Origin of the sequence: Streptomyces sp. NBC_01261 (assembly GCF_036226385.1) — a bacterium.
In the GTDB taxonomy this organism is placed as follows: Bacteria; Actinomycetota; Actinomycetes; order Streptomycetales; family Streptomycetaceae; genus Streptomyces.
The window spans coordinates 3,894,630-3,919,524 of record NZ_CP108463.1 but is presented as its reverse complement, the minus strand read 5'-3'; the positions used below and the strand labels follow the sequence as shown (position 1 = coordinate 3,919,524).

28 protein-coding genes, 1 pseudogene and 2 riboswitches are annotated in these 24,895 nt (G+C 70.7%); of the genes and pseudogenes, 11 read left to right on the top strand and 18 right to left on the bottom strand.

Annotated elements, in window-relative coordinates; genetic code table 11:
• Nucleotides 1-81: 81 nt before the first annotated feature.
• Both OG226_RS16815 and OG226_RS16810 read left to right on the top strand, forming a co-directional pair.
• Entirely contained in the window at nucleotides 82-804 is a 723-nt protein-coding gene (locus tag OG226_RS16815; protein WP_329349353.1) for a FadR/GntR family transcriptional regulator, read from the top strand.
• An 82-nt stretch (nucleotides 805-886) separates the two neighbouring features.
• Nucleotides 887-1,546, top strand: coding sequence for an NADPH-dependent F420 reductase (locus OG226_RS16810; protein WP_328678927.1), 660 nt, complete (start codon nucleotides 887-889; stop codon nucleotides 1,544-1,546).
• Between the two features lie 21 nt (nucleotides 1,547-1,567).
• On the opposite strand, the gene OG226_RS16805 is transcribed toward OG226_RS16810, so the two are convergent.
• Nucleotides 1,568-2,125 (bottom strand): GH25 family lysozyme, encoded by a 558-nt coding sequence (locus OG226_RS16805; RefSeq protein ID WP_329349352.1) that lies wholly within the window; start codon nucleotides 2,123-2,125, stop codon nucleotides 1,568-1,570.
• 35 nt (nucleotides 2,126-2,160) lie between these two features.
• Nucleotides 2,161-3,201 carry a phosphatidylinositol-specific phospholipase C domain-containing protein gene (locus tag OG226_RS16800; protein WP_328678925.1) on the bottom strand — a complete coding sequence of 347 codons (1,041 nt, stop codon included), beginning with the start codon at nucleotides 3,199-3,201 and terminating at the stop codon, nucleotides 2,161-2,163.
• A gap of 290 nt (nucleotides 3,202-3,491) precedes the next feature.
• On the opposite strand from OG226_RS16800, the pseudogene OG226_RS16795 reads away from it, so the two are divergent.
• Nucleotides 3,492-4,382, top strand: a pseudogene (locus tag OG226_RS16795) (sensor histidine kinase); the annotation flags it as partial.
• On the opposite strand, the gene OG226_RS16790 reads toward OG226_RS16795, so the two are convergent.
• The gene (locus OG226_RS16790) at nucleotides 4,343-5,278 is read right to left on the bottom strand and encodes an aminoglycoside phosphotransferase family protein (protein WP_328678924.1); all 936 of its coding nucleotides are present in this window, start codon (nucleotides 5,276-5,278) and stop codon (nucleotides 4,343-4,345) included. The pseudogene OG226_RS16795 and the gene OG226_RS16790 sit on opposite strands and share 40 nt — an antisense overlap.
• Before the next feature lie 213 nt (nucleotides 5,279-5,491).
• On the opposite strand from OG226_RS16790, the gene OG226_RS16785 reads away from it, so the two are divergent.
• The 3 genes from OG226_RS16785 to OG226_RS16775 all read left to right on the top strand — a co-directional run bounded on the left by OG226_RS16785 (nucleotide 5,492) and on the right by OG226_RS16775 (nucleotide 7,549).
• The gene (locus OG226_RS16785) at nucleotides 5,492-6,337 is read left to right on the top strand and encodes an HAD family hydrolase (protein WP_328678923.1); all 846 of its coding nucleotides are present in this window, start codon (nucleotides 5,492-5,494) and stop codon (nucleotides 6,335-6,337) included.
• Between the two features lie 514 nt (nucleotides 6,338-6,851).
• Nucleotides 6,852-7,208 carry a PRC-barrel domain-containing protein gene (locus OG226_RS16780; protein ID WP_327401181.1) on the top strand — a complete coding sequence of 119 codons (357 nt, stop codon included), beginning with the start codon at nucleotides 6,852-6,854 and terminating at the stop codon, nucleotides 7,206-7,208.
• A gap of 53 nt (nucleotides 7,209-7,261) precedes the next feature.
• Nucleotides 7,262-7,549 carry a hypothetical protein gene (locus OG226_RS16775; RefSeq protein ID WP_328678922.1) on the top strand — a complete coding sequence of 96 codons (288 nt, stop codon included), beginning with the start codon at nucleotides 7,262-7,264 and terminating at the stop codon, nucleotides 7,547-7,549.
• On the opposite strand, the gene OG226_RS16770 is transcribed toward OG226_RS16775, so the two are convergent.
• From OG226_RS16770 to OG226_RS16755, 4 genes are all read right to left on the bottom strand, one after another.
• Nucleotides 7,546-8,757, bottom strand: a complete 1,212-nt coding sequence (locus OG226_RS16770) for a N(5)-(carboxyethyl)ornithine synthase (protein WP_328678921.1) — start codon at nucleotides 8,755-8,757, stop codon at nucleotides 7,546-7,548. The two genes, OG226_RS16775 and OG226_RS16770, sit on opposite strands and share 4 nt — an antisense overlap.
• 143 nt (nucleotides 8,758-8,900) lie before the next feature.
• A complete protein-coding gene (locus OG226_RS16765) occupies nucleotides 8,901-9,395 on the bottom strand; it encodes an NAD(P)-binding domain-containing protein (protein ID WP_329349351.1) in 495 nt (164 codons plus the stop codon).
• Nucleotides 9,392-9,580 (bottom strand): hypothetical protein, encoded by a 189-nt coding sequence (locus OG226_RS16760; RefSeq protein ID WP_329349350.1) that lies wholly within the window; start codon nucleotides 9,578-9,580, stop codon nucleotides 9,392-9,394. Before OG226_RS16760 ends, OG226_RS16765 begins: the two co-directional genes overlap by 4 nt.
• Entirely contained in the window at nucleotides 9,547-10,143 is a 597-nt protein-coding gene (locus tag OG226_RS16755; RefSeq protein ID WP_329349349.1) for a hypothetical protein, read from the bottom strand. Before OG226_RS16755 ends, OG226_RS16760 begins: the two co-directional genes overlap by 34 nt.
• On the opposite strand from OG226_RS16755, the gene OG226_RS16750 reads away from it, so the two are divergent.
• The 3 genes from OG226_RS16750 to OG226_RS16740 all read left to right on the top strand — a co-directional run bounded on the left by OG226_RS16750 (nucleotide 10,103) and on the right by OG226_RS16740 (nucleotide 13,639).
• Nucleotides 10,103-10,333, top strand: coding sequence for a hypothetical protein (locus OG226_RS16750; RefSeq protein ID WP_329353752.1), 231 nt, complete (start codon nucleotides 10,103-10,105; stop codon nucleotides 10,331-10,333). The two genes, OG226_RS16755 and OG226_RS16750, sit on opposite strands and share 41 nt — an antisense overlap.
• 299 nt (nucleotides 10,334-10,632) lie before the next feature.
• Nucleotides 10,633-12,534 carry an ATP-binding cassette domain-containing protein gene (locus OG226_RS16745; protein ID WP_329349348.1) on the top strand — a complete coding sequence of 634 codons (1,902 nt, stop codon included), beginning with the start codon at nucleotides 10,633-10,635 and terminating at the stop codon, nucleotides 12,532-12,534.
• 28 nt (nucleotides 12,535-12,562) lie between these two features.
• Nucleotides 12,563-13,639: a bifunctional class I SAM-dependent methyltransferase/NUDIX hydrolase gene (locus tag OG226_RS16740; protein ID WP_329349347.1), complete on the top strand. Its 1,077-nt coding sequence runs from the start codon at nucleotides 12,563-12,565 to the stop codon at nucleotides 13,637-13,639.
• Between the two features lie 75 nt (nucleotides 13,640-13,714).
• Here the strand turns inward: OG226_RS16740 and OG226_RS16735 are convergent, their stop codons facing one another.
• The 11 genes from OG226_RS16735 to gcvT form a co-directional block, all read right to left on the bottom strand.
• Nucleotides 13,715-14,431 carry a GAF and ANTAR domain-containing protein gene (locus tag OG226_RS16735; protein WP_329349346.1) on the bottom strand — a complete coding sequence of 239 codons (717 nt, stop codon included), beginning with the start codon at nucleotides 14,429-14,431 and terminating at the stop codon, nucleotides 13,715-13,717.
• Between the two features lie 106 nt (nucleotides 14,432-14,537).
• Nucleotides 14,538-15,302: an ANTAR domain-containing protein gene (locus OG226_RS16730; protein WP_329349345.1), complete on the bottom strand. Its 765-nt coding sequence runs from the start codon at nucleotides 15,300-15,302 to the stop codon at nucleotides 14,538-14,540.
• 97 nt (nucleotides 15,303-15,399) lie between these two features.
• Nucleotides 15,400-15,828 carry an STAS domain-containing protein gene (locus OG226_RS16725; protein WP_329349344.1) on the bottom strand — a complete coding sequence of 143 codons (429 nt, stop codon included), beginning with the start codon at nucleotides 15,826-15,828 and terminating at the stop codon, nucleotides 15,400-15,402.
• A 354-nt stretch (nucleotides 15,829-16,182) separates the two neighbouring features.
• Complete coding sequence (locus OG226_RS16720) at nucleotides 16,183-16,848, bottom strand: response regulator transcription factor (RefSeq protein WP_329349343.1); 666 nt, start codon at nucleotides 16,846-16,848, stop codon at nucleotides 16,183-16,185.
• Nucleotides 16,845-17,216 carry a sensor histidine kinase gene (locus tag OG226_RS16715; protein WP_328678913.1) on the bottom strand — a complete coding sequence of 124 codons (372 nt, stop codon included), beginning with the start codon at nucleotides 17,214-17,216 and terminating at the stop codon, nucleotides 16,845-16,847. The genes OG226_RS16720 and OG226_RS16715 overlap by 4 nt, the downstream gene beginning before the upstream one ends.
• Nucleotides 17,170-17,706: a nucleotidyl transferase AbiEii/AbiGii toxin family protein gene (locus tag OG226_RS16710; protein WP_329349342.1), complete on the bottom strand. Its 537-nt coding sequence runs from the start codon at nucleotides 17,704-17,706 to the stop codon at nucleotides 17,170-17,172. Before OG226_RS16710 ends, OG226_RS16715 begins: the two co-directional genes overlap by 47 nt.
• Nucleotides 17,706-17,978, bottom strand: coding sequence for a hypothetical protein (locus tag OG226_RS16705; protein WP_329349341.1), 273 nt, complete (start codon nucleotides 17,976-17,978; stop codon nucleotides 17,706-17,708). The genes OG226_RS16710 and OG226_RS16705 overlap by 1 nt, the downstream gene beginning before the upstream one ends.
• A 578-nt stretch (nucleotides 17,979-18,556) precedes the next feature.
• Nucleotides 18,557-19,924, bottom strand: a complete 1,368-nt coding sequence (locus OG226_RS16700; protein ID WP_328678910.1) for an L-serine ammonia-lyase — start codon at nucleotides 19,922-19,924, stop codon at nucleotides 18,557-18,559.
• A 92-nt stretch (nucleotides 19,925-20,016) separates the two neighbouring features.
• Nucleotides 20,017-21,291 (bottom strand): serine hydroxymethyltransferase, encoded by a 1,275-nt coding sequence (glyA, locus tag OG226_RS16695; RefSeq protein WP_328678909.1) that lies wholly within the window; start codon nucleotides 21,289-21,291, stop codon nucleotides 20,017-20,019.
• Between the two features lie 15 nt (nucleotides 21,292-21,306).
• Complete coding sequence (gcvH, locus tag OG226_RS16690; RefSeq protein WP_019058529.1) at nucleotides 21,307-21,684, bottom strand: glycine cleavage system protein GcvH; 378 nt, start codon at nucleotides 21,682-21,684, stop codon at nucleotides 21,307-21,309.
• 111 nt (nucleotides 21,685-21,795) lie between these two features.
• Nucleotides 21,796-22,938, bottom strand: a complete 1,143-nt coding sequence (gcvT, locus tag OG226_RS16685; RefSeq protein WP_329349340.1) for a glycine cleavage system aminomethyltransferase GcvT — start codon at nucleotides 22,936-22,938, stop codon at nucleotides 21,796-21,798.
• 34 nt (nucleotides 22,939-22,972) lie between these two features.
• Nucleotides 22,973-23,082: riboswitch (glycine riboswitch) on the bottom strand.
• Nucleotides 23,083-23,181: riboswitch (glycine riboswitch) on the bottom strand. It abuts the riboswitch before it with no gap.
• A gap of 149 nt (nucleotides 23,182-23,330) precedes the next feature.
• Between gcvT and OG226_RS16680 the strand changes: the two genes are divergently transcribed.
• Complete coding sequence (locus tag OG226_RS16680) at nucleotides 23,331-24,032, top strand: AAA family ATPase (protein WP_329353409.1); 702 nt, start codon at nucleotides 23,331-23,333, stop codon at nucleotides 24,030-24,032.
• A 64-nt stretch (nucleotides 24,033-24,096) separates the two neighbouring features.
• Nucleotides 24,097-24,882 (top strand): enhanced serine sensitivity protein SseB, encoded by a 786-nt coding sequence (locus tag OG226_RS16675; protein WP_328678907.1) that lies wholly within the window; start codon nucleotides 24,097-24,099, stop codon nucleotides 24,880-24,882.
• The last annotated feature ends 13 nt before the right edge of the window (nucleotides 24,883-24,895 follow it).

Sequence of the window (24,895 nt, the reverse complement as noted above, 5' to 3'; positions counted from 1 at the left end):
AGCCACACCTCAGGTCCTCAGACAAGTGAGAATCTCCTGAGTGTCGATGAACCCGATGATCTCCGAGTTGGTGAGCTGCCCGTGCCGCTAGGTCCCGTCCGCCCCAGTCCCCTCGTCGAACAGGCCGCCGACCGGCTGCGCGCGCAGATCACCGCCGGGGAGTGGCCCGTCGGCAGCAGACTGCCCGGCGAGACCACTCTGGCAACGGAGTTGGGCGTGGGCCGTTCCACGGTCCGTGAGGCGTTGCGAGCGCTCGCGGGGGCGGGCCTGGTCCGGCCGCGGCAGGGCGCCGGGGTGTTCGTCGTCGCCACCGAGCCCGCCGAGGACTGGCCGACCCGGCTGCGGCGGGCCGCGGTGACCGACGTCTACGAGGTGCGGATGGGCATCGAGGTCCAGGCGGCCCGGCTGGCGGCGAGCCGTCGTACGCCCGAGGACGTGACGGCGATGGAGCGCGCGCTGGAGGACCGCCGGGCCGCTGCCGGAGCCGACGACAGCGCGTTCGTCGACGCCGACATCGCGTTCCACGCGGCCGTGGTCGCCGCCGCCCACAATCCCGTACTAGCCGATATTTTCGGCCAGTTCACGCCGGTGCTGCGGAAGGGGCTGGTGGAGCTGCTGGCGCTGACGGAGCTGCGCGCGCACGATCCGAACACCGGGGACGAAGCGCATGAGGCGCTGGTGCGGGCGGTCGTGGAGGGGGCGGCGGAGACGGCGGCGGAGGTGCTGCGGGCGGAGCTGGAGGATCCGTTCGGTGCGCAGGTGCCGCGGGTCGCCGTCACTCGTACGGCGGAGGGGGCGGAATAGGTGACGGAGACCCGGGGTTGAGGCCCCCAGACGCATGCGCATGCATGGATCGTATGGAATCCGGATCGGCGAAGGGTCTGTCATGAAGATCGGCATCATCGGCGCGGGCAACATTGGCGGCAACCTCACCCGGCGGCTCACCGCGCTCGGGCACGACGTCTCCGTCGCCAACTCGCGCGGCCCGCAGACACTCACCGCGCTGGCCGAGGAGACGGGCGCGACGCCCGTACCCGTCGAGGAGGCGGCGAAGGGGGCCGAGGTCGTCGTGGTCACCGTCCCGTTGAAGGCGGTCCCGGACCTGCCCAAGGGCTTCCTGGACGGCGCCGCGGAGCACGTCGCCGTCATCGACACCGGCAACTACTACCCCGGGCGCGACGGCCGCATCGCCGCGATCCTCGACGACGACCTCACCGAGAGCCGCTGGACCGCGCGGCAGATCGGCCACACCGTGATCAAGGCCTTCAACGGCACCTACGCCCAGGACATCCTGGACCGCCCCCGTCCGTCCGGCGACCCCGACCGCCTCGCCCTCCCGGTGGCCGGCGACGACGAGGCCGCGAAGCGCGTGGTCCGGGCCCTGATCGACGACCTCGGCTTCGACACGGTCGACGCGGGCACCCTCGACGACTCCTGGCGGCAGCAGCCGGGGACGCCGGTGTACGGGCTGCGGGAGGGCGTGGCCGGGGTCGAGAAGGGGCTGGCGGAGGCTTCGCGGGAGCGGACCGGGGACTTCAAGGGCTGACCGGCCCGGCTCGCACGACCGTCAGGCGTCCTTCGCCCACGTCTGCAGGGACGCCTTGGTCGTGAAGTCGGCGACGTCCTTGTCGTGGGGGTCCGACGTGTACTGGTGGAACTTCCAGTCCGCCTTGATGCGGGGCTTGCCGGCTGTCGTGTAGTCGGCGATCCACAGGCCGTCGCCCGCGTAGGACGTCTTGTCGATGGTGAGCCAGAAGTCGCGGTTCGTGTACAGGATCACCCGGTTGTTCGGGCGGAGGGACTTCACCTTGCGGATGAAGCTGTCCTTCTCGGCGTTCGTGGCGTGGGTGCCGTCGCCGGTGGTCTCCCAGTCGACGGCCAGCAAGTCGCCCGCTTTTTCAGGGGCCTTGCCGACGAAGTACTCCGCCTGGGCGGTGATGTCGCCCGGCCAGAGAAAGTGGTAGAAGCCGACGACCAGTCCCGCGTCACGGCCCGTCTTCGTCTGGGCCGTGAGTCTGGGGTTGACGTACGAATGGCCCTCCGTCGCCTTGATGAAGACGAAGGAGGAGCCGTCCGTGTCGTACGCGGTGGACTGGAACGCGCTTACGTCGATGCCATGCAACATGGGGGACTTGTGCCCCGTCCCCGCTATCCGGAACCTCAGCTTCTGGTGGCCGCCGAGGACAGGACCGACGCCGATTTCGACGACCAGTCAGAAGTGATCACGCTTGCGTGGTCCGCTGCCAGTAGTGCCAATTTGGCGGCGACTTCCGCGTCCGTGGGGGCGGTTGAGGAGATCGCCGGGGCCACCGCGTACGCGTCCGTCATGATCAGGATGTAGTGGTTCGTGGAGTAGAACGACGTGTCGTAGCCGTTGTTGACGTACGTCGCCGCGTCACCGTCGAAGAAGACGAACCACGGGCGGATCGACGTGTCCGACGTCCAACGGGTCGCCCTGGGATCGCCGTTGGCCGCGCCCAGCACCGCCGGGAAGGCCTGCGCCTGGGCGATCGTGCCGGCCGCGTACAGGTCGCGGAGATGGTCGCCGTACTCCTGGTCGGTCCAGTAGTGGTCGAACGGGTTGGCCTGCTCGACCGTGCCGGGGATCAACTCGAAGATGAACTTGCCCTTGAGGGCGTCACGTGAGGGCCACGCGTTCGCCTGGGCCGCCGCGTCGAGCGTGGAGTAGGAGGAGCCGAGCAGGTCGGACGGCTTGTAGACGCTGCTGCCGAGCTTCTGCGAGACCAGGGTGTCGAAGGCGGTCGGGCCCAGGCCGATGGTCTGGTTGAAACCCACCTTCATCTCCACCTTGATGATGATGGGCGCGTGGTCCGGGTGCAGGGTGTTCCAGGCGGCCATGTTGTCCAGGCAGCTGCCGAGGTCCTGGTCGCGGTCCTTGCTGTACAGGTCGGCGGGGGTGCTCGCGTGCTCGCAGTTGTTGTCGTTGGAGAACAGGTCGCTGTGGCTGACCCGCCACCGCTTGCTCAAGCTGTCGACGTAGACGTCGAGTTCGAGCAGCGAGGCCCCGGAGTCCAACGCCTGCGCCCAGTACGTGTACTTGTCCTTCTCGTACGCGTTGTGCGTCCCGATCGTCGTCGTCTCGGAGAACTTCGCCGCCGCCGCGTGGGCGTTGCCCGCGGCCCCCGTCAGCAGCAGGGCGGCGGTACCCAGCAGCGCCGCCAGCCGTCTTATCGCCTTCATGAGTGTCAAGTCCCCTTCGCCGTGGCCTAGTTGGAGCCTTGGTGGCGGCAGCAGCGTAGGGCGAAGCGGTTACCGCCCGGTAGCCCCTGGAGGAACATAGGCTTCCGCGGAGGTCAGGGAGGATTGTTGTCTTTTTCTGCATATTTCATTCTTCATGGCGAGAATCATATTCTCGTACGATGACCCGTCCTGGTGTGGAGGTCGCCCTCAGGTTCGACTTCCGTAACCCCGAGTCGGCCGGTACGGCCATGGCGGACCGGTACGCGGCAGCCCTCGACATGGCCGCATGGGCGGCTGAGATCGCGGCCGGTGACCTGTTTCGCTGCGTGCTCGAACTGGTGGGCCCGCGCGCGGAGATGGGCTGTCTGGCCACTGCGCTGAACGGCATGCTCGCGCAGGTGGAGACCGCGTTCGCCGCCCGCGCGGAGTCCGAGGCGCGGATGACCCGCTTCGTCGCCGACGCCGGCCACGAGCTGCGCACCCCGCTGGCCGGTATCAAGGGCCTCACGGATCTGCGTCGCATGGGCGCGGTCTCCGACCGGGAGGACATCGACACCACGATGGCCCGTATCGCCCGGGAGTCGGACCGGCTCGCCCGGCTGGTGGAGGACATGCTGCTGCCGGCCCGCTTCGACGAGCTGAGCCTGGGAACCACCGGCGACTCCGGCCCGGTCCTCGAACTGGCTCCCACGGATCTGCGCACCCTCGCCGCCGACGCCCTGCACGACGTACGGGCCCTGGACGCGACCCGCCCGGTCACCCTCACCGGCCCGCACGGCACGGGCGCCCCCGCCTCGGCTCCCGCCCTGGCCGACGAGGCCCGGCTGCGCCAGGTCGTGACCAACCTCGTCGGCAACGCGGTCGCCCACACCCCGCCCGGCACCCCGATCCGCATCGGTGTGGGCACGGCCGGCGGGGACGCGGTCCTGGAGGTGGCGGACGAGGGGCCGGGGCTCAGGCCGGCCCGGACCGCCCACATCTTCGAACGCTTCTACCGCGCCGACACGTCCCGCACTCGCGCCACCGGTGGCGCCGGCCTGGGTCTGGCCATCGTCGACTCCCTGGTCGCCGCGCACGCGGGGCGAGTTGAGATCGACTCGGCGCCCGGACGGGGGGCGACCTTCAGGGTCCGGCTCCCGCTTCATTCCGAACTGCGGGCACCCGCCGGTGTGTTGGGATGACGCCCGCGTGCCGCGTGCTCGGTGAGGACCTCGGTGAGCTGGCGGGTGGTCTGTCGGGCCACGTTGGGTTCGGTGGCCGCGTAACTCGTGTACGCGTTCAGCGCGGTGGTCAGGGCCCAGCCCATGCCGCGCGTCCAGGTGGCGTCGTCCAGGGCGAGTGCGGTGCGGAAGAGCGGGCGGGTCGTGGCCGACAACAAGGTGTAGGCGACGACGAGATCGCAGGCGGGATCGCCCATGCTCAGGCCGCCGAAGTCGATGACGGCGGAGATCCGGCCGTCGACGGTGAGCAGGTTGCCCGTGTGGAAGTCGCCGTGGCACCAGACGGGTGCGCGGTCCCAGGCGGGGGCGTCGAGCGCGTTGTCCCAGACCTCGGTCAGGGCGGCCGTGTCGAAGACTCCGTCCACGGCCCTGATCGCCACCCGGGTCGACTGGTCGCGGGTGGCCAGCGAGGGGCGGGTCAGCTCGGGGTGAGGTCCGGGGGTCAGGGCGTCGGCGGCGGGGATGTGTTGCAACGCCCTTAGGAAATCGGCGAGTTGAGCGGCGGCCAGCTCCGGGTCGGCGAGGCCCTCCACGGTCGCCGTCGTCCCGTCGAGCCAGCGGGTGACGGACCAGTGCCACGCGTAGCCGCAGCCCGGTGTGCCGAGGGCGAGCGGTTCCGGGACGGTCAGGGGGAGTCGGGGCGCGAGAAGGGGGAGCCAGGCGTGTTCCTTGGCGGCCTCGCCGTCCGCCCAGTCGCTCCGGGGCAGTCGTACGGACATGGTGTCGCCGAGGCGGTGGATGACATGGTCCGAACCGGCGGGTTCCAGGAGTCTCAGGGGGAGGTGGGACCAGTGCGGGAACTGCGCGGCGAGCAGGGCGCGGACGAGTGCGGGATCGCTGGCGGGGGCGATGGTCATCTCTCCCTTTCGTGTCCCCCTGGGCGAGGACGACGCCGACCGGCCCACCGGGCGGGTGATGGGATCACTTTACCGAGCGAGCCGAGTGCACCGGCCCTGCATAAGGTGATCACGTCGGCCCCGCGGGTGCCGCACGCGAACAACCCATCCTCACAGGGGAGTTGGGGACCACGCCACCACCCCGTGAGAACACCTTGCGGCGAGGAGTCACGCATGACGCACACGACCGGCGGCAGTGTTCGGCTTCAGCCCCGGCTCGTCGCCACCGACCTCGACGGGACCGTCGTGCGCGAGGACGGCACCGTGTCCGCCCGTACCGTCGAGGCCTTCGCCCGGGTCCGGGACGCGGGTGCCGAGTTCGTGTTCGCCACCGGACGGCCGCCGCGCCAGATGGGCCCGATCGCGGACGCCTTCGGCGCGTTCGGGACGGCGATCTGTTCCAACGGGGCGTTCCTCTACGACATGGGCACCCGAACTGTCGTAGCGGAGCACGCCATTGACCCGCGCACCCTCGCCGAGACCGTTCGTCGGCTCCGGGCGTCGATCCCGGGCATCGGCCTCGCCGTGGAGTACGCCACCGAACTCGACGGCGACGACCTCTACGAGGCAGGGGTCTGGGACGACGACATCACCGTCCGGCGGCCCGGCGAGGCCGGCCTGTGGGACCGTCCGGCGCCCAAACTCGTCGGCCGGCACCCGCACTTGACCGCCGACGAGCTGCTCGCCCTCGCCGCCCCGGCACTGGACGACCTGGTCACCGTCTACCACTCCAACGGCGAACGGCTCGTCGAGGCCGTCGCCGCGGGTGTGAGCAAAGCCCATGCCCTACGGCGGTTCGCGGCCGACCGCGGCATCACCGCCGCCGAGACGATGGCCTTCGGCGACATGCCCAACGACCTCCCGATGCTGGCCTGGGCGGGCATGCCGTACGCCGTCGCCAACGCCCACCCGAGTGTGCTGGACGCGGTCGCCCAGGTCACGTCGTCCCTTGACGAGGACGGGGTGGCACAGGTGATCGAACGTCACTTTCCGGGTGGGCGGCCGGTGAGTCCGCGTTAGCCGGAGACTCGGTCAACGGGGCGTCGGCGCCGCGGAGTTGGGGGAGTGGAGCCGGTGCGGGGGCCGGTGTCGGCAGGATGCGGTCCTCCCACCAGGACAGGCCCAGGACGGTGGCGAGCAGGACGAAGGGGGTCGAAGCCGGAACGATCAGCGCGTACATGTGTCCGCCTGTCGTGAAACGCGAGCGAGGCGGCGGGCGGCGGAAAGGCGCCCGCACGGAGCGCGTCGATGCCGCGTGGCGATCCGGCACCGATGTGCGAGATGCGCCCCCGAGGAGCACGGGAGAGCGAGGGTCGACGCTGCCGGGGGCTGGGGCCGTAGGCCACAGGCTAGCCCTCTCCACACCTCCCGAACAGGCGTCCGGTGGCCATCCGCCACCGGCCGCCGTCCCCGATCACTGTCCCCGATCACTGTCCGCGTCCCGCGGTGAGGACTACGCTGGTCGAACCGGCCCTGGCCCTGGCCCTGGCGTTCTGGACCCCGCTGTTGGACGAGCCGTCCGAAGGAGAAGGCCATGATTCACGCAGCCGATGTTCGGGAGTGGCGGGAGCGGGACGTCGTGGATGCGGAGGCGCACAAGATCGGGGTGCTGGAGGCCGTGTATGTGGACACCGCGACCGATGAGCCGGCCATGGCGACGGTTCGGGTCGGGTTGCCCACGCGGCATCGGCTGATCTTCGTGCCGTTGGACGACGCGATCGTGGGGCCGGACTACGTGAAGGTCGGGTATCCCAAGGCTCTGGTGAAGCAGGCCCCTTCGATCGGTACGGACGACGTGCTGCCCGCCGAGCAGGAGGAAGGGATCTTCAAGCACTACGGGCTGCCGTACCAGCCGGGTGCCGGCGGCGAGCGGCAACTGGCCCGGCGTTGACGGCACCGGACGCCGAGAGGTTTCAACTCGGCGTTCCGGGCCATCCGTTGAACATGTCCAGACGCTACGGCGGAAGCCCCGCGGGGACGGTCATCTCCGTCATCGCGGACATCGCGGCACTGATCCTGATCCTGTGGATCGCTCTCTATCTGTTCGACGCCAACACCGCGAACAACTCGGTCGACTGGGTCCACAACGCGGCCAACTGGCTTTCAGGCTGGTCGCACAACCTGTTCACCATCCACTCGGCGGACTGGCGCACTGTCGTCAACTACGGCCTGCCCGCCCTCGTCTATCTCTTCATCGGCCACGCGGTGGCCACCGGTGTCAACCGGAACTAGACCACCACCGGGCCCTCAACCGGCTTGCCGTCAGGCCGCCTCACCTCATGACCTCCGGGCCTTTGCGCCTCGGGGCTGTGCGGGTAGGCGGCCGACCGGTGCTGGAAGGAGAGGATCTTCGGGTTCTGGACGACTCCGTCCCGGATCTCGATGGCCTTCCGGACCGTGACGTCGCCGTCCCAGTCGGCCGGACCGCTCATGACCGTACGCAGATACGGCAGGAGCGCCTCGCTGATCTCCCACGTCGCGGAGTTCCACAGGTGGGACGGGCTGTGGTCCACGGCGTAGTAGTGGCACCCCGGTCCGACCGTGGCCATCGGGTCGCCGAAGCCGCTCGGCCGGGCCCAGGCGAAGCCCATGCCCTCGTCGCAGGCCACGTCGATGAAGAAGGTCCCCGGCTGGAACAGCGCGAGTTCCTCGTTGTTGACGAACGTCAGCGGAGCGTCGGTGTCCTGCAGAACGCAGTTGACGACGATGTCGAACCCGGCCAGATACTGCGCGAGCGGCACCGGCCCGAGCCCGGTGACGGCCTCCAGCCGGGTGGGGTCGTCCTCCCGTTCCTGGAAGTGGCCCATCACGACCGACGGCATCGGCGACGCGACGGCCGCCGCCGCGCGCTGCGTGAGCACCGTGACGTCGGAGACACCCATCGCACCCAGCCCCGTGACCGCGCCGCGCGCCGTGGCGCCGAAGCTTATGACCACCGCGCGCAGCCGGCGGCCGTAGCTCCCGGTCAGCCCGCCGAGCTGCAGCGCGTGCAGCACCGAGCAGTAACCGGCCAGCTCGTTGTTCTTGTGGAACACGTGGACGCTGAAGGCGCCCGTGGAGGTCCAGTGGTTCATGGCCTCCCAGGCGATCAGGGTCAGCCGGCGGTCGATGCCGATCTGCGTCGTCTTCTCGTCCTGCACACAGTGCGGCCAGCCCCACAGCACCTGGCCCTCGCGCAGCTCGGCGAGGTCCTCGTGCATGGGCTTGGGCAGCAGCATGATGTCGCACTCCGCGACCAGGCGTTCACGCGAACGGAGGCCGCCGACGAGGGGCCGCAGCGCGTCGTCGGCGATACCGAACCGTTCGCCGTAACCCTCTTCGAGGAAGATCCGCTTTCGTAGGTCCGGGTCGATCCGGTCCAGGTGCCGAGGGTGCAGCGGCAGCCGGAACTCGTTCTCCTTGCGGGAGGAGTGCAGTACTCCGAGACTCATCAGGCTCATGTGGGGCGGCTCATTTCCGGCCGGACACGAAGCGCTCCGGCGTTGCCGTTCCCCGAGGGCGACGCCGAAACGGCTGACGGCGTGCGAGGTGCGCTCGGTAGTGCCACGGTACTCCAGCCCCCGAAGGGCTGGATTCCATCGGTTCAGGCCGCGAGCATCCCCGCCGAGCCCACCTCGCGCAACGCCATCCGTTCCACCCGGCGCGCCTGGTCCACCCCGCCCCCGTCGACGTACGTGAAGGGTGTCGCCGCGCACAGGCCCAGGAACGTCCGTTTCGCCTCCTCGTCGTCGGAGATCACGTGGATGTCGGGGACGGACGGGTCGGGGGTGCCGCCGGTCGCCCAGGGGCTCACGAAGTCGACATGGCCGCCGGTGAACGGGTTGGTGATGTCCACCAGGATCCTGCCGCGCAGCTCGGCGCGCCAGGGGCGGAGCCGCTGCACCGCTCCCTGCACGCCGAGGGCCGTGGGGATCACGACCGAGGACTCCGCCACGACGTCTTCGTCGCGCCCGCCGATCCGCACCTCGTGCCCGGCACGGGCGAACATCGTCGCCAGCGCCACGGCGATGCCGCCCGCGCCCAGTACGCCGATCGTCGGCGGCACGTCCCGCTGCTCCGGCTCCAACTCCTCGTTCATGGCGTCCGCTTCAGGATCAGGCTGACGTTGTGGCCGCCGAAGCCGCAGGAGTTGGGGAGGGCCGCGTCCCAACCGCCCTCACGGTTCGCGCCGTTGACCGCGTCCAGGTGGATCCGCGGGTCGATGGCGTCGAGGTTGCGGGTGGCCGGGACTACCCCGTGATGGAGGGCGAGGAGGGCGGACATCGCGCCGAACGCCCCGACGCGCCCAGCATGTGGCCCGTCATCGACTTGGTCGCGGTCACCACCGGGTGCGTGCCCAGCGCCTTCGCCACCGCGTCCGCCTCCGCGAGGTCGCCGCCCGGGGTGGAGGTGGCGTGGGCGTGCACATGGCCGATGTCGGACGGTTCCAACTCCGCGTCCCGAAGGGCCGTTCGGATGGCGCGGACCTGCCCCTCGGTGTCGGACGCCGAGAGGTGCCGGGCGCTGCCACCTTCGCGTGCGGGGAGCGGAGTTCCTCCGCCACCCGGATCAGCCGGGGCGCGGTGGACTTGGTCGACGTGCCGGTGGACTCCGGGGGGTGGCCGGCCGTCGAGCGCCGGATCTCGGTCACCCGGGCGAGCAGCGCGTCCAACTCCCGCCGCAGTTGCTCGGCTTGGCTCCGCAGTACGGTCAGCCGCTCCTCGTCGCACCCGTCCGACGCGGAGAGCGCCGCGCACGGCGTCAGCGCCGGTGGCCTCGACGCCGTCGCCAAGGCCGCGGGTCCCCTTGCGCGAGAAGGTACTGGCCGCCGGACAGGACGCGTTCATGAACGTCTTCCACGGCGCGATGACCCTCAGCGCGATCCTCGGCTTCATCGCCGCGGTCATCGGCTTCACGATGCTCCGCACGAAGGACCTCCACTCCAGCGCCCTGTCGACGATCCCCCCGGACGTCGACGAGGACGGCGAGGTACGCCCCGACGACGCGTCGGACCTCCCGGTCGGCGCCCCGGCCTGACCGCACCACGCGGCCGAGGAGCCCGCCCGATGCACCGTCCCGGTGGCCAATCCCCCGCGCCACCGGGACGGTTCAGCGTTGTCCGGCCATCCCTCGGTCAGGTGACGGCCGACTGTACGGCCACTCGAACACCGTGTCGTGACCACACGTCCCAGCGGCCCCTGGGGCAGCACCCGCGCGGCAGGAGATGGTCGGGCGGCTAGTGCGGGGGCCGTCGGGGGAGGCTGCCGTATGACTCACCGCCAACACCGCTTACCAGAACGTCGGTTGATGCCCCGCCGTGCCGAGGGGGCGGCCCGATGACCGCCGGGACGGCCGGCCGGACCCCGTCGCCCGGGACCGCCTCGCGTGTGCCGCCACCGCAACCCGCCGAGATCCGCTACGAGGGCCGCCATGCCCAGAACCCCTTGGCCGAGGCCGAGTTCGGGAAGCTGTGCGCACGGCTGCCCTCCGTGCTCACACAGACCGCGCGGATGGCGTGGGCCATCGACCGGGCCGCCGTGCTGCTGCTGGCCGGCTGCCAACTGGCCGTCGGCGCCACTGCCGTAGTGCTGTTGCTGTCCACCGCGCGGGCGATGCGCTCGGTGTTGGCGGCCGGGCCCGTGAGCGACCGGCTGCATCAGGCGTTGCCGGCGCTGCTGGTCATCGCCGTCGCGGCGGCGGTCGGCCGGGTAGCGAGCGCGCTGTCCTCGTACGCGGACGGGCGGATCACCCCGCGGCTGACCACGGCGGCGGACAGTTCCCTGGTCGAGGCGGTGTGCCGGGTGGAGGCCGCCGCGCGCGCCGAGGACGGCTTCGCGGACCGGCAGGAGGCCGCGGAGATGGGGGTGATCCGGGGCCATGTGATGGTGCAGGACGCCACGCGTTTCACCGCCGCCGTGGTCCGGATGCTCAGCGCGAGCGGGGTGCTGTCCGTGCTGCACCCGCTGATGCTGCCCCTGTTGCTGCTCGCGGTCGTGCCCGCGGGCGTGGGCGCGATCCTGCACGCGAAGGTCCAGTACGAGACGCACTACGCCAACGTCGGCGATCGCAACGTCCGCCAGAACATGCGGGGTTGGGTGACCAGCCCGAAGTTCTCGGACGAGATCCGCGCCAACGGGATGGTCCCCTACCTGGGGTTCTGGCACCGGACGATCTCCGAACGCATCGACCGCCGGGTGCTGGACGTGGCGCCGCGCATGTTGCGCATCGTGCTGGCCAGTTCGGCGATCGGCGGGGTCTTCCTCATCGGGACCTGGGCCGCGCTCGCCTGGCTGGCCGCCACCGGACGCGTCGAACCCGCCATCGCCGCCACTGCGGTCGTCGCCGTCCAGACCACCCTCGCCGCACTCGGCCAACTCGTCATCTACGGCGCCGCGATGTTCCACACCGCCCTCTATCTCGCCGACCTGGAGGGCTTCCTCGCCTTCGCCGCCGAACGCGCCCCGAAACGAGGGCGGTCGGGACCGGGGACGCCGGTGGAGGAGATCCGGCTCGACGAGGCCGTCTACTGCTACCCGGGCAAGGAGATCCCCGCGGTGGCCGGGGTCTCGCTGACCGTGCGGCGCGGCGAGATCCTCGCGGTGGTCGGCGAGAACGGTTCCGGAAAGTCCACCCTGACCCGGCTCCTCGCGGGCATCTTCCTCGCCGACAAGGGCACGGTCAGCTGGAACGGGCACGACCTCGCCGGTCTCGCACCGGACGAGCTGTGGGAGCTGTCGGGTCTGGTGCCGCAGAATTTCGCCCAGTGGCCCCTCAACGTCCGCGACAACGTCACCCTCGGCCAGCCCCGCACCGGCGACGACCTGCTGGTGCGGGAGGCGCTGGACGCCGTAGGACTGCGGGAGGCGGTGGACGAACTCCCTTATGGGCTGGACACGTTGCTGGCCCGTGAGTTGTGGGGCGGTACCGAACTGTCCGGTGGGCAGTGGCAGCGGCTGGCGTGTGCGCGGGCCCTGTACCGGCAGCCGGACCTGCTGATCCTGGACGAGCCGACCAGCCAGATGGACGCCCGCGGAGAACACGCCATCCTCGAACAGATCAAGGCGATCGCCGCCCGCCGCATGACGATCGTCGTCACCCACCAACTGGTCAACACGAAGATCGCCGACCGGGTTGTGGTCATGCGGCACGGCCGCATCGCCGAACAGGGCACCTACGACGAACTCGCCCACGGCGGCGGCCTGTTCGCGGAACTCCTGGCCCTGTCCAACGACCGCTGACCGACCACCACCTCGCAGGGAGAACCCCGTGACCGACGCATGGGACGCGCACTACGCCGACGGCAACACCTTCAGCCCGCTCCACGACTCCGAACGCGCGCTCCTCGCCGAGCACGCCCCGGCCCCCGATGGCGGCGGACACGCCCTGGACGTCGGCTGCGGGCTGGGCGAACTCGCCCGCCATCTGGCCGAGTCGGGGTACGAGGTCGACGCCGTCGACTTCGCGCCCGCCGCCCTCGCGCGCGCCCGTGCCGGAGACCAACCCTCCGCCACCCCCGACCCGGCGGTGAACTACCACCTGCTCGACATCGAACGCGACAGCCTTGACGCCCTGCCGCATCCCGCCTACGACCTGATCACCCTCCGCCTCGGCTGGGCCTTCGTCCACGACCGCACCCGGGTGATGAACCGGCTGCGGGAGCGGCTGCGACCGGGGGGTGTCGTGTGTGTCATCACGCCCGTCGCGGAGGCGGAGAAGGAGGTCGACGGCAGGCGTTCCATCGCCCTCGACGACGAGGAGATCCGTGCGCTGGGCGGGAGTTGGACGGTGGCCGAGCGGTACGACGCCGGCGGTCTCGCGTTCGTCGTCCTGCGTGATCCCGCCCCCGCGGTCGTCACCTGCGCGGGCAAGAAGCGGCCTTCGCCGCATGCCCTCACCGGTGCCGGTGTGGTCGTGACCGACCCGGCGGGGCGGATCCTGCTGGGCTGGTCGGTGCGCGGGGTCTGGGAGTTGCCGGGTGGCAAGAACGACGCCGGCGAGGGCTTTCTGGAGGCGGGCGTACGGGAGTTGGAGGAGGAGACCGGACTGAAGGCCGACCCGCTCCCGGGAGGCGCACGGCTGCTCGCCCTCCTGATGGACTCCACGCACGGCATGCCCCGGCTGACGGGCGCCGTCCGCGTCACCGCCTGGACCGGTCGACCGACCGTCACCGAACCTCAGTTGATCCACCGCTGGGAGTGGCACGAGGTCGCCGACCTGCCCACCCTGCCGCAGCCGCTGTTCACGCCGAGCGCGCATGTCATCGACACGGTCTGGCCGGGGTTGCTGCCCGGCCTGCCACCTGTCCACCGGTACCCGGTCACTCCGGCTGCGGCTGGGGCGTAGGGAGTGCTCCCACCGGACCCGCCGCCGTGCAGGACACGCGCGAGGAAACGGCGGAGGGCGCCTCTCGTCTCCGCGTCATACCCCCAGGCCGGGCAGCGGCTCGGAGTCGTCCACGAAGGCGCGGGCCACCTCCGACAGGCGCCGGTTGTGCGCGCGGGCGTAGCCGCGCAGGGTGGTGAAGGCGCGCTCCATGTCGATGCCGAGGCGTTCGGCGAGCTTGCCCTTGGCCTGCTCGATCAGGACGCGGCTGTTCAGCGCGGTCTGCAGCTGCTCGTTGAGGATCGTGCTGAGGTGACTGGAGCGCTGCTGGAGCAGGCTGATGGTCGCTACGTCGGCCAGGGCCTGGGCGATCAGCGTGGCCGCCGGGTCGAACGGACCGGGGGCGGCCCGGAAGAGGTTGAGAGCGCCGACGACCTCGTCCCGCAGCCGCATCGGCAGCGCCTGCACGGCGGTGAAACCGCTGCGGTGGGCCGTCGTGACGAAGCGCGGCCAGCGCTCGGCCTCCCGGGTCAGATCGGGGACGATCACGGGGGTGCCGGAGCGGAAGCACTCCAGGCAGGGGCCCTCGTCGTTCTGGAGCTGGAAGAGCTCCAGGAGCCGTACCTGTTCGTCGGAGGCCGCCATCACACGCAGTTCGCCGTCGCGGTCCGCGAGCAGCACGCCCGCCGCGTCGGCTCCGAGCATGCCCACGCAGCGGTCGGTGAGCAGGCGCAGGAAGTCGATCAGATCGAAGTCGGCGACCAGGTTGTCCGCCAGTTCGACGAAGGTCTTGGCCAGGAGCTGCTGATTCATCGTGTCACCTTCGTTGGGGACCGGGTCCCGCCGGGAGGGGGCGGGAAGTGCGGCACGTCCGCCGGCCGCCGTCGACGCGTCGTCCGGCTGTGGGTCGGCCGACACGTCAGGTGTCCTCGTCGTCATGGTCCGGCTCGGCGTGCGGGGAGAATCGGAGCCGGTGGGCCACGACGTCTGCGGCCACGTCGGCGAGCCGGCGCCCCCGCATATAGGCGTGCGCGCGCAGTCGTACGAAGGCCTCGTCGATGCCGATGCCGAGCTGGACGGTGAGGATGCCGGTGGCCTGGTCGATCTCCGCGCGGTATCCGTCCAGGTCCCCGAAGTCCCTCTCGGACGGGGCCTGTTGGCCGGACGGTCCGCCCGTCCCGTCGATCCGGGCGTCGAGCAGGAGCAGCGTCGCGAGATCGGCGAACGCGAGGGCGTCGGCGAGCTGTTCGGCGTCCAGTACGGTCGGCACGTCGGCGTACAGGTCCAGGACTCCCGGGCTGATCGCGCCCACTTGCAGAGGGAGGGCGAAGACGGCGCGTGCCCCGACTTCCAGGGCCGCGTCCGCGAACACCGCCCAGCGGTCCTGGAGTCGACCGGTGAGGAGGTCCGGCGTCAGGACGGCCGAACCGTCCAGGAACGCGTCCACGCACGGGCCCTCGCCCAACGTCAGTTGCAGTTCCTCCAGTTGCTCGCTGATGTCGTCGGTGCTGCACAGCGGATGGCTCGCCGCGGTGCGGGACATCGCGGACAGCCCCGCCCCGCCGACCGGGAGCGCGGACACGGCGGCGGTGCACACGTCCACCACGGCGGCCCGCCCACCACGCCGCGCCGCCTGCTCGGCGACCAGCACCTGGATCCGGGCCGACCGACTGTCGGCCCTCATGCGAGCCACCGCGTCCGGAGGTCGTCCCCAAGTCCCGGCGTCTGTAAGTCTGTTGGGCCCCTCGTGGGAGGGGTCCGGATCCGCCCCGGCCGGGCGGTCACCGTACGTCGCCCGAGAGCAGGGAGGCGAGGGGAAGGGTTGGGTGCGGCGGTGTGTGGGCGGTGGCAGGGTCCGGGACACCGTCGACAGGGGAGGACAGACACCCCAACGGCACGCCGAGGAGCAGGAATTGGGAGCCGGTGAGGTCGAGGATCAGGCCGAGTGTCGGTGGCGGGTGGTGCAGGCGCAGGGTGCCTCCGACTTCGGCGGCCTTCTGTGCCGCGTGGAGGAAGACGTTGAGGCCGCTGCAGTCGCAGAAGGAGACGGGGGTGAGGTCGACGTCGAGGGTACGGATGCCGTCGCGCAGGCACTCGACCAGTGCCGTGCGCACCAGCGGGGCCGAATCCAGGTCGATCTCGCCGACCAGGGTGATCAGTGCCCGTTTCCTTCGGTCATGGCGGTAGACGGTGAGCTGCGTGCGGGGCATGACGCCTCGGTTCGGGGGACCATCCGGCAACGGGCGTGGTGGCGACGGGAGTTCCGGCGCCGAGGGCGCGCTGCCGACAGGGGGGCGTACGGGGATGCGCCGGGTGACGGACGAAGAATCCGCTTCCCGCGACCATCTGTGTCGAGCATCTGTACCGAGCTACGACGAGCCGCCGGGGTCTGGGACGTGCGTACAGCAGCATAGTCCTCGTGGCGGCGCGTGGGCGGTTCTCACAGGGAAGTACCGACGGCCGACGGAAACGACCCGCTCGTGCTCACGGTGTCCGTCTTCCCGCGGCCGGGGTTCGGTCCACCACAACTCGTCGCCCTGGAAGCCGAGACGGGAGGGTGCCGCTCAGACCAGCCCCGCGTAGTGCACGGTCAGGGCGATCTGGACCCGGTTGGTGTGTTCCAGCTTGGTGAGGATGTGGGAGACATGGGCCTTGACGGTGGCCATGCTCATGTACAGTTCGGCCGCGATCTCCGCGTTGGTCCTGCCTCGGCCGAAGGCCACGGCGGCCTCGCGTTCCCGGTCGCCCAGCCGGTCGAGGCGGATACTGGCCTCGGCGGTCTCCGGCCGACGCGGGCCTGTCGTATCGCCGCCCTGGGTGACCCGGGCGATGAGCTGCTCGGTCACCGCGGGGGAGAGCACCGGTTCGCCCGCCTTCACCCGGCGCACCGCCGCGACGATCTCGGCGGGCGGGGTGTGCTTGAGCAGGAAACCGGCCGCGCCCGCGCGCAGCGCACCGAGGACCTGCTCGTCGTCCTTGAAGGTCGTCAGCATCACGACGGCCGGTGCGCCGGGCCGGGCCCGCAGCAGCTCGGTCGCCCTCAGGCCGTCCACGCCCGGCATCCGGATGTCCATCAGCACCAGGTCGGGGGCGTGCTCGTCGACCAGGGCGGGCACCTCGCCGCCGTCCGCCGCCTCGGCCACGACCTCGATGTCGTCGGCGCCGCTGAGCATGAGGCGGAGTCCTGAGCGGACCAGCGGGTCGTCGTCGACGAGCAGCACACGGATCATGCGGGCCAGGGTAGCCAGGCCCGAAGCGCGTATTCCGCTCCGTCCCTGCCGTGACCGAACCGGCCGCCCGCCAGCGCGACGCGTTCCGCGAGACCGATCAACCCCTGCCCGGAACCCGGGACGCCGTCGCGCGGGCCACCTCGTCCCGCCGGGTGGGCGGGATCGGCCGGGTTGGTCAGTTCCAGGGTGAGCCCGTCGCCGGGGCCGCCCGCCACCGTGATCCTGACCGGCGTACCGGGGGCGTGCTTCCTCGCGTTCGTCAGCCCTTCCTGCACGAACCGGTAGGCGGCGAGTCCGGCGATACCCGCGGGACCGCCACCGTTACCGCTGCCCGGTCCGACGCCGCCCATGTCGAGGTCGACCTTCATGCCCGCGTCCCGCGACTCCCTGACCAACTCGGGCACCTCGGCGAGCCCGGTCCGCGCGGGCCGCCGGTGACCGTCGACTTTTCCCTGTCGCTTCGGGGCATCGCCCGGAACGGAGAAGTGTGGCGCACCGACGGCGGATGGGCACGGTCTTCAGCGTCGCGGGATCGAATACGACTCCGTCGTCGATCCCGGTAGCGGCGATGGCCGCGATCCTGTGGACGGTCTCGGTCTCGGTCTCGGTGCCGGGGAACGAGCGGCCGAGGATGTCGATGTCGCGGGTCATCCGGCGTGCGCCGAACTGGGCGAGGAGCAGGCCGCCCTTGAGGACGAAGTGTTCGCGGCCGAGGGGCGATGCGGCCAGGCGGTAGAGGAAGCGTTCGAGGACGTACTCGACCATGATTTCGTCTGTTGAGCGGCTGGTGCGGCGGGCCAGGTTGCGCAGGTCGTTGTAGACGCGGCCGGCGGTGGTGTCACGCGTGGGGTCGGCCATCAGGCGAGCATCGCCTCGACGGCAGGGCGGATGACGGAGAGAGCACCCAACTCGCTTGCGACATGGTGGAGTTCGCCGACGCCGCTACGGCCGTTGGAGCGCAGGTAGCGGCCGAGTGCGGACAGGGCGAGGGTCTCGCCGATACGGCTGCGGTGGCGCATGGCGTCGACGACGCTGCGGGCGGCGTTGTACATGGGGACGGTCTCTGCCGGGGCTGCTTCGAATCGTTCGACGCCGAGGGCGAAGGTCGCCGGGGCGTACTGCGCCACCACGGTTGGGGGGTAGGAGATCGTGGGGCGGCGTGTACCGCGTGGCACAGCGATGTGTACCGCTGTGGGGATGTCGTCGATGAGCTCATGCAGGGCCAGGGTGGACTCGCCGCACACGACGGCGCGCGGAGCCCGCGCGCACACGGCCAGCAGATCGGCGTGCGCTGTCTCTGGTGCGTCTGCCCGTCGGTAGACCCCCCGGGACAGTTCGTCTATCTCTCCCGCCGCGACCAAGGACGCCAGATCACGGGGGGGGGGGGAGAGAGCAGGGCCTGACATGCCTGTGCCGTCGTGAACGTGGGGGCGAGGCCGGCCAGTCGCTGCTCCAGGCGTGAGTTCTCCGCAGCACTCTGTATCGAATGGTGCCCCTATGTTGGCATTAGGGGATCGATTTGATACATCCTCGCGGTTGTCGACGGCCTGCGCGAAGCGGAGCGGCCATCGAAGGTGTTGCGATTCCTCAGGTCAGGCGCCTGTCCTGGGAGACATCCCAGGGAGATTCCAGGGACTTTCCGCCGTGTGAGCAGGGAAGGCCCCGATAGCGCTGAAAGACAAGAACCCGCTGTTCGGCCTCCACTCCCTCAACACTCGATGATGTTCACCGCGAGCCCGCCCCGGGCCGTCTCCTTGTACTTCACGCTCATGTCCGCCCCGGTCTCCTTCATCGTCTTGATGACCTTGTCGAGGGACACCTTGTGCGACCCGTCCCCCCGCATCGCCATCCGCGCCGCGGTGACCGCCTTCACCGCGGCCATGCCGTTGCGCTCGATGCAGGGGATCTGGACGAGGCCGCCGACGGGGTCGCAGGTGAGGCCGAGGTTGTGTTCCATGCCGATCTCGGCCGCGTTCTCGACCTGTTCCGGGGAACCGCCGAGGACCTCGGCCAGCGCGCCCGCCGCCATCGAGCAGGCGGAGCCCACCTCGCCCTGGCAGCCGACCTCGGCGCCGGAGATGGAGGCGTTCTCCTTGAAGAGCATGCCGATGGCGCCGGCGGAGAGCATGAAGCGGACCACGCCCTCCTCGTCGGCGCCCGGCACGAAGTTGATGTAGTAGTGCAGGACCGCCGGGATGATGCCGGCGGCGCCGTTCGTCGGGGCCGTCACCACGCGCCCGCCCGCCGCGTTCTCCTCGTTCACGGCCATCGCGTAGAGCGTGATCCACTCCATCGCGTGCGCCAACGGGTCGCCCTCCGCCCGGAGTTGGCGTGCCGACATGGCGGCCCTGCGGCGGACCCGGAGGCCGCCCGGCAGGATGCCCTCCCGCGACATGCCCCGCGACACGCATGCCTGCATCACGCGCCAGATCTCCAGCAGCCCGGCCCGGATCTCCTCCTCCGTGCGCCAGGCGCGCTCGTTCTCCAGCATCAGCGCGGAGATCGACAGGCCGGTCTCCTGGGTGAGGCGCAGCAGCTCGTCGCCCGTGCGGAACGGGTACTTGAGGACCGTGTCGTCCAGCTTGATGCGGTCGGCGCCCACCGCTTCCTCGTCGACGACGAAACCGCCGCCCACCGAGTAGTACGTCTTCGACAACAGCTCGGTGCCCGCCGCGTCGTACGCCCACAGCGTCATGCCGTTCGCGTGGTACGGCAGGGTTTTCCGCCGGTGCAGCTTCAGGTCGGAGTCGTAGGAGAACGGGATCTCGTGCTCGCCCAGGAGGCGGATGCGGCCCGCCTCCTTTATCTGCTCGACCCGCTCGTCCGCCTTCTCCACGTTGACCGTGCGCGGTGACTCGCCCTCCAGGCCGAGCAGCACCGCCTTCGGGGTGCCGTGGCCGTGGCCGGTCGCGCCGAGGGAGCCGTACAGCTCGGTGCGGACGGAGGCGACGGAGTCCAGCAGGTCCTCGTTGCGCAGCCGGCGCGCGAACATGCGGGCCGCCCGCATCGGGCCGACCGTGTGGGAGCTGGACGGGCCGATGCCGATCGAGAACAGGTCGAAGACCGAGATGGCCACGGTGACTCCTCAGAACGCAAGACGTGCGGGGTGGTGCAAGGGGTAGGACACCGCGCACACCTTCCAGTGTGCGCGGCGCCCCCAGCGGGCGACTACAGCCCGGGATACAGCGGGTACTTCTCGGCCAGCGCGGTCACCCGCGCCTTGAGGGCGGCCACTTCGGCCTCCCCGAAGGGAGCGGGCGCCTTCAACGTCTCGGCGATGACGTCCGCCACCTCGGCGAAGTCCTCGGCCGTGAAGCCGCGGGTCGCCAGCGCCGGGGTGCCGATGCGCAGGCCCGAGGTGACCATCGGGGGCCGCGGGTCGTTCGGGACGGCGTTCCGGTTGACCGTGATACCGACCTCGTGGAGGCGGTCCTCGGCCTGCTGACCGTCCAGTTCGGAGGTGCGCAGGTCGACCAGGACCAGGTGCACGTCCGTACCACCGGACAGGACGTCGACCCCTACGGCCTTCACGTCGTCCCGCACCAGGCGCTCGGCCAGCAGCCGCGCACCCTCCACGGTACGCCGCTGCCGCTCCTTGAAGTCCTCGGTCGCCGCGACCTTGAAGGAGACGGCCTTCGCGGCGATCACGTGCTCCAGCGGACCGCCCTGGAAGCCCGGGAAGACGGAGGAGTTCAGCTTCTTCGCGAACTCCTTCTTCGCCAGGATGATCCCGCCGCGCGGGCCGCCCAGCGTCTTGTGGGTCGTGGACGTGACGACATCCGCGTACGGGACGGGGTTCGGGTGCAGCCCGGCCGCGACCAGGCCCGCGAAGTGCGCCATGTCGACCCACAGGAAGGCCTCGACCTCGTCCGCGATCCGGCGGAACTCCGCGAAGTCCAGCTGGCGCGGGTACGCCGACCAGCCCGCGATGATCACCTTCGGGCGGTGCTCCTTGGCGAGCTTCTCCAGCTCGGCCATGTCGACCAGACCGGTCGTCGGGTCCACGTGGTAGGCGACCACGTTGAACTGCTTGCCGGAGAAGTTCAGCCGCATCCCGTGGGTCAGGTGGCCGCCGTGCGCCAGGTCCAGGCCGAGGATGGTGTCGCCGGGCTGGGCCAGCGCGAACAGCGCGGCCTGGTTCGCGGAGGCGCCCGAGTGCGGCTGCACGTTGGCGTACTCGGCGCCGAACAGCTCCTTGACCCGGTCGATCGCGATCTGCTCGGCCACGTCGACGTACTCGCAGCCGCCGTAGTAACGACGGCCCGGGTACCCCTCGGCGTACTTGTTGGTGAGGACCGAGCCCTGCGCCTCCATGACCGCGACCGGAGCGAAGTTCTCCGAGGCGATCATCTCCAGCGTGGACTGCTGCCGGCGCAGCTCGGCGTCGACGGCCGCGGCGATGTCCGGGTCGAGCTCGTGCAGGGGCGTGTTCAGAACAGACATCAGGTGTACGACTCCTCAGCCGGCGGAAAACGCGGTGTACTCGTCGGCGGAGAGCAGGTCGCCCGGCTCCTCCGCGACGCGCACCTTGAACAGCCAACCCCCCTCGAAGGGGGCCGAGTTCACCAGCGACGGGTCGTTCACGACGTCCTCGTTGATCTCGGTGACCTCGCCACCGACGGGCGAGTACAGGTCGGACACCGACTTCGTCGACTCCAGCTCACCGCAGGACTCGCCCGCGGTCACCGTGGAGCCGACGTCGGGGAGCTGGGCGTAGACGACATCGCCGAGCGCGTTGGCCGCGAACTCGGTGATGCCGACCGTCGAGACGCCGTCCTCGGCGACCGACAGCCACTCGTGCTCCTTGCTGTAGCGCAGCTGCTGGGGGTTGCTCATGGCCTGAATTCTCCTGTACGCGGGGGAGTGCTGATGAATGGGGTACTACGGAGGACATCGGCGGACAGGGGCGATCCGCCCCGGGTCACGGACGTGACGCTACGACGACTGTCACTTCTCGCGCTTGTAGAACGGCAGCGCCACGACTTCGTACGGCTCGTGACTGCCCCGGATGTCCACGCCGACACCGGTCGTGCCCGGCGCGGAGTGCGCGGCGTCGACGTAGGCCATGGCGATGGGCTTGCCCAGGGTGGGGGAGGGGGCGCCGGAGGTGACCTCGCCGATCACCTGGCCGGCGGCGACGACGGGGTACCCGGCGCGCGGGACCCGGCGGCCCTCGGCGACGAGCCCGACGAGGACGCGCGGCGGCTGCGAGGCGGCGCGCTCGGCGGCGGCCTCCAGGGCAGTACGCCCGACGAAGTCGCCGTCCTTCTCGAACTTCACGACCCGGCCGAGCCCCGCGTCGAACGGCGTCAACGAGGTCGACAGCTCATGCCCGTACAGCGGCATGCCCGCCTCCAGGCGCAGGGTGTCGCGGCAGGACAGGCCGCACGGGATCAGCCCGACCCGGGCTCCGGCCTCGGTCAGCGCGAGCCACAACTTCTCCGCGTCGGCGGGGGAGACGAACAGCTCGAAGCCGTCCTCGCCGGTGTACCCGGTGCGGGCGATCAACGCGGGGACGCCCGCGACCGTGCCCGGCAGACCGGCGTAGTACTTCAGGCCGTCGAGGTCGGCGTCGGTGAGCGACTTGAGGATGCCGGGGGACTCGGGACCCTGGACGCCGAGCAGGGCGTACGCGTCCCGGTCGTCGCGGACGACGGCGTCGAAGCCCTCGGCACGCTCCACCAGCGCGTCCAACACCACCTGGGCGTTGGAGGCGTTGGCGACCACCATGTAGGTGGAAGACGCAGCCTCCGTGTCGGCCAGCCGGTAGACGATCAGGTCGTCCAGGATGCCGCCGTCGGCCCGGCAGATCATGGTGTAGCGGGCGCGGCCGAGGCCCACGGAGGCGATGTTGCCGACGAGGGCGTAGTTGAGGAGCTGGGCGGCCTGCGGTCCGGTGACCGTGATCTCGCCCATGTGGGAGAGGTCGAAGAGGCCGGCCTTCGTGCGGACGGCGAGGTGCTCGTCGCGCTCCGAGCCGTAGCGCAGGGGCATGTCCCAGCCGGCGAAGTCGGTCATCGTCGCACCGAGCGAGCGGTGCAGCGCGTCGAGCGCGGTACGGCGCTTCTCGGGGGTGGCGGTACTGCTCATCGGTCGGTCTCCCAAGGCATGACGGCGAGGTCGTTCCTCCCCATCTGTCATCGGGACCTGAGAGGTTCGCCATGACCGCACGCGGAACATGGGTTGCACCTTGGGTGGGACCACCGTCGCCGGCGGTCCGCTTTTCAGATGTGCCTCGCCCGCGCGGTAACGGGGCCTGAGAGATTCAAGGGAGGGACTTGCTCCTTCGGCGCCCCAGCAACAGCTGGCTGGGGACTCTCCCGCGCGGATTCAAGCGGCCGGTATGCAGTTAGGCGGGCACATCATCGCACAGGCTTTGTAACAGGCCTGTGGCCGGACGCGAACGGAACCGCGAGACACCGTGCATTACCTTCTCTTTACGTTCAGTGGGGAGAACCTTTCCCGACCCCGCAGGGAGGACGATCACGGTGACAAGGACCACGGTGTACGCCACGACCTCGGCCGTAGCGCTGCCCGAGCAGCCCTCGGCTCCGGCCAGGGAGGCATGCCCGGCCCGCCCGGTGCCGACGGTCCGTGATCTCCGCGAGCGCGGCGGACACAGCCCGTACGGACTCCGCTTCGGCCCCCGCGACCTGGTCGTGGTCACCGGCCTGCCCGGCAGCGGCAAGTCCACGCTGATGCGGCGCGCGGTGGCGGGCGCCGACGGCGTCCGCGTCGACAGCCAGGACACCCGGGACCGCTGGGAAGCCGGCATGTCCCGCATGTTCCGCACCCCCGGCCTCCTCCCGTACGCGGTCTACCGCCCCCTGGTCCGTCTCGCCCACTACGCGGGACTGCACCGCGCCCTGCGTTCCGCGTCCGGAGCCGTCGTGCACGACTGCGGTACGCAGACGTGGGTGCGCGGCTGGCTGGCCCGCGCCGCCGGGCGCCGGGGCGGCGCGCTGCACCTGGTGTTCCTCGACGTCAGCCCGGACACCGCGCTCGGTGGCCAGCGCGAGCGCGGACGCGGGGTCTCGCGGTACGCGTTCCTGCGCCACCGCAGGGCCGCCGCCCGGCTGTTGCGGGCGGTGGAGCGCGGTGATCTGCCCCGGGGCGTCGACTCGGCGGTCCTCCTGGACCGGGACGCGGCGGACGTGCTGCGCCGGATCGACTTCGCGGACTGAGCCGCTAGCCTTTTCAGCCACAGCAGGGTTACAGCAGGCGGTTTCACCAGCAGGCGGTAGGTAGATGGACTTCCCGGCGGACTTCCCAGGTCAGGCGTACCCCCACCCGCATCCGCACGGCGGATGGCCGGGCAACGAGCTGGAGGAGGTGCTCTCCGCGTCCCTCGGCATGCCCTCGGCCGGCGGCCGGATCGTCGAGGTGCTCGGCCGCAGCTTCGTCTGGGTCCCGCTCCCCAGCGGCGGCGGCCCGCAGAGCGGCCCCCTGGACCTGCCGACACTGGACATCGAGGGACAGGCGTTCGTCCCGGTCTTCAGCTCCGAGGAGCAGTTCCGCCAGGTCGTCGGCTCGCATCTGTCGTTCACGATCGCGCCGGCGGTGGAGTTCGCCCGCGGGCTGCCCCCGCAGGTCGGCATCGCGGTGAACCCGGGCGGCATGGTCGGCGTCCCGCTCCCGCCTCTCGCGGTGGCCGAGCTGTGCCGCATCGGCCGCACCGCCCTCGACGGCCCCACCAGCGGTGGCCGCGTCCGCCTCTTCGAACCCGACTGGCAGGACGACCCGGTCGACTTCCTCGCCGCGGCCTCCGCCGAGTTCGCGGCGATCGGCGTGGTCGGCTCGGCCCGCCGCTGCCTGGCCTCGATCGAGACGGCCGCCCCGGTCATGTTCGTGGGCGTCGAACTCACCAACTGGGACGGCGACTTGAGAGCGGCCCCGATGGAGGCGTTGGCGCGGGCGCTGGGCCAGGTCACGGTCCAGTGGCAGGTCAACCTGGTCCTGCTGGACGTCACCCAGGACCCGGTGGCGGACTGGATGAGGCAGACAGTGCGCCCCTTCTATACACAGGGTCACTGAGGCGCCCCTTCAG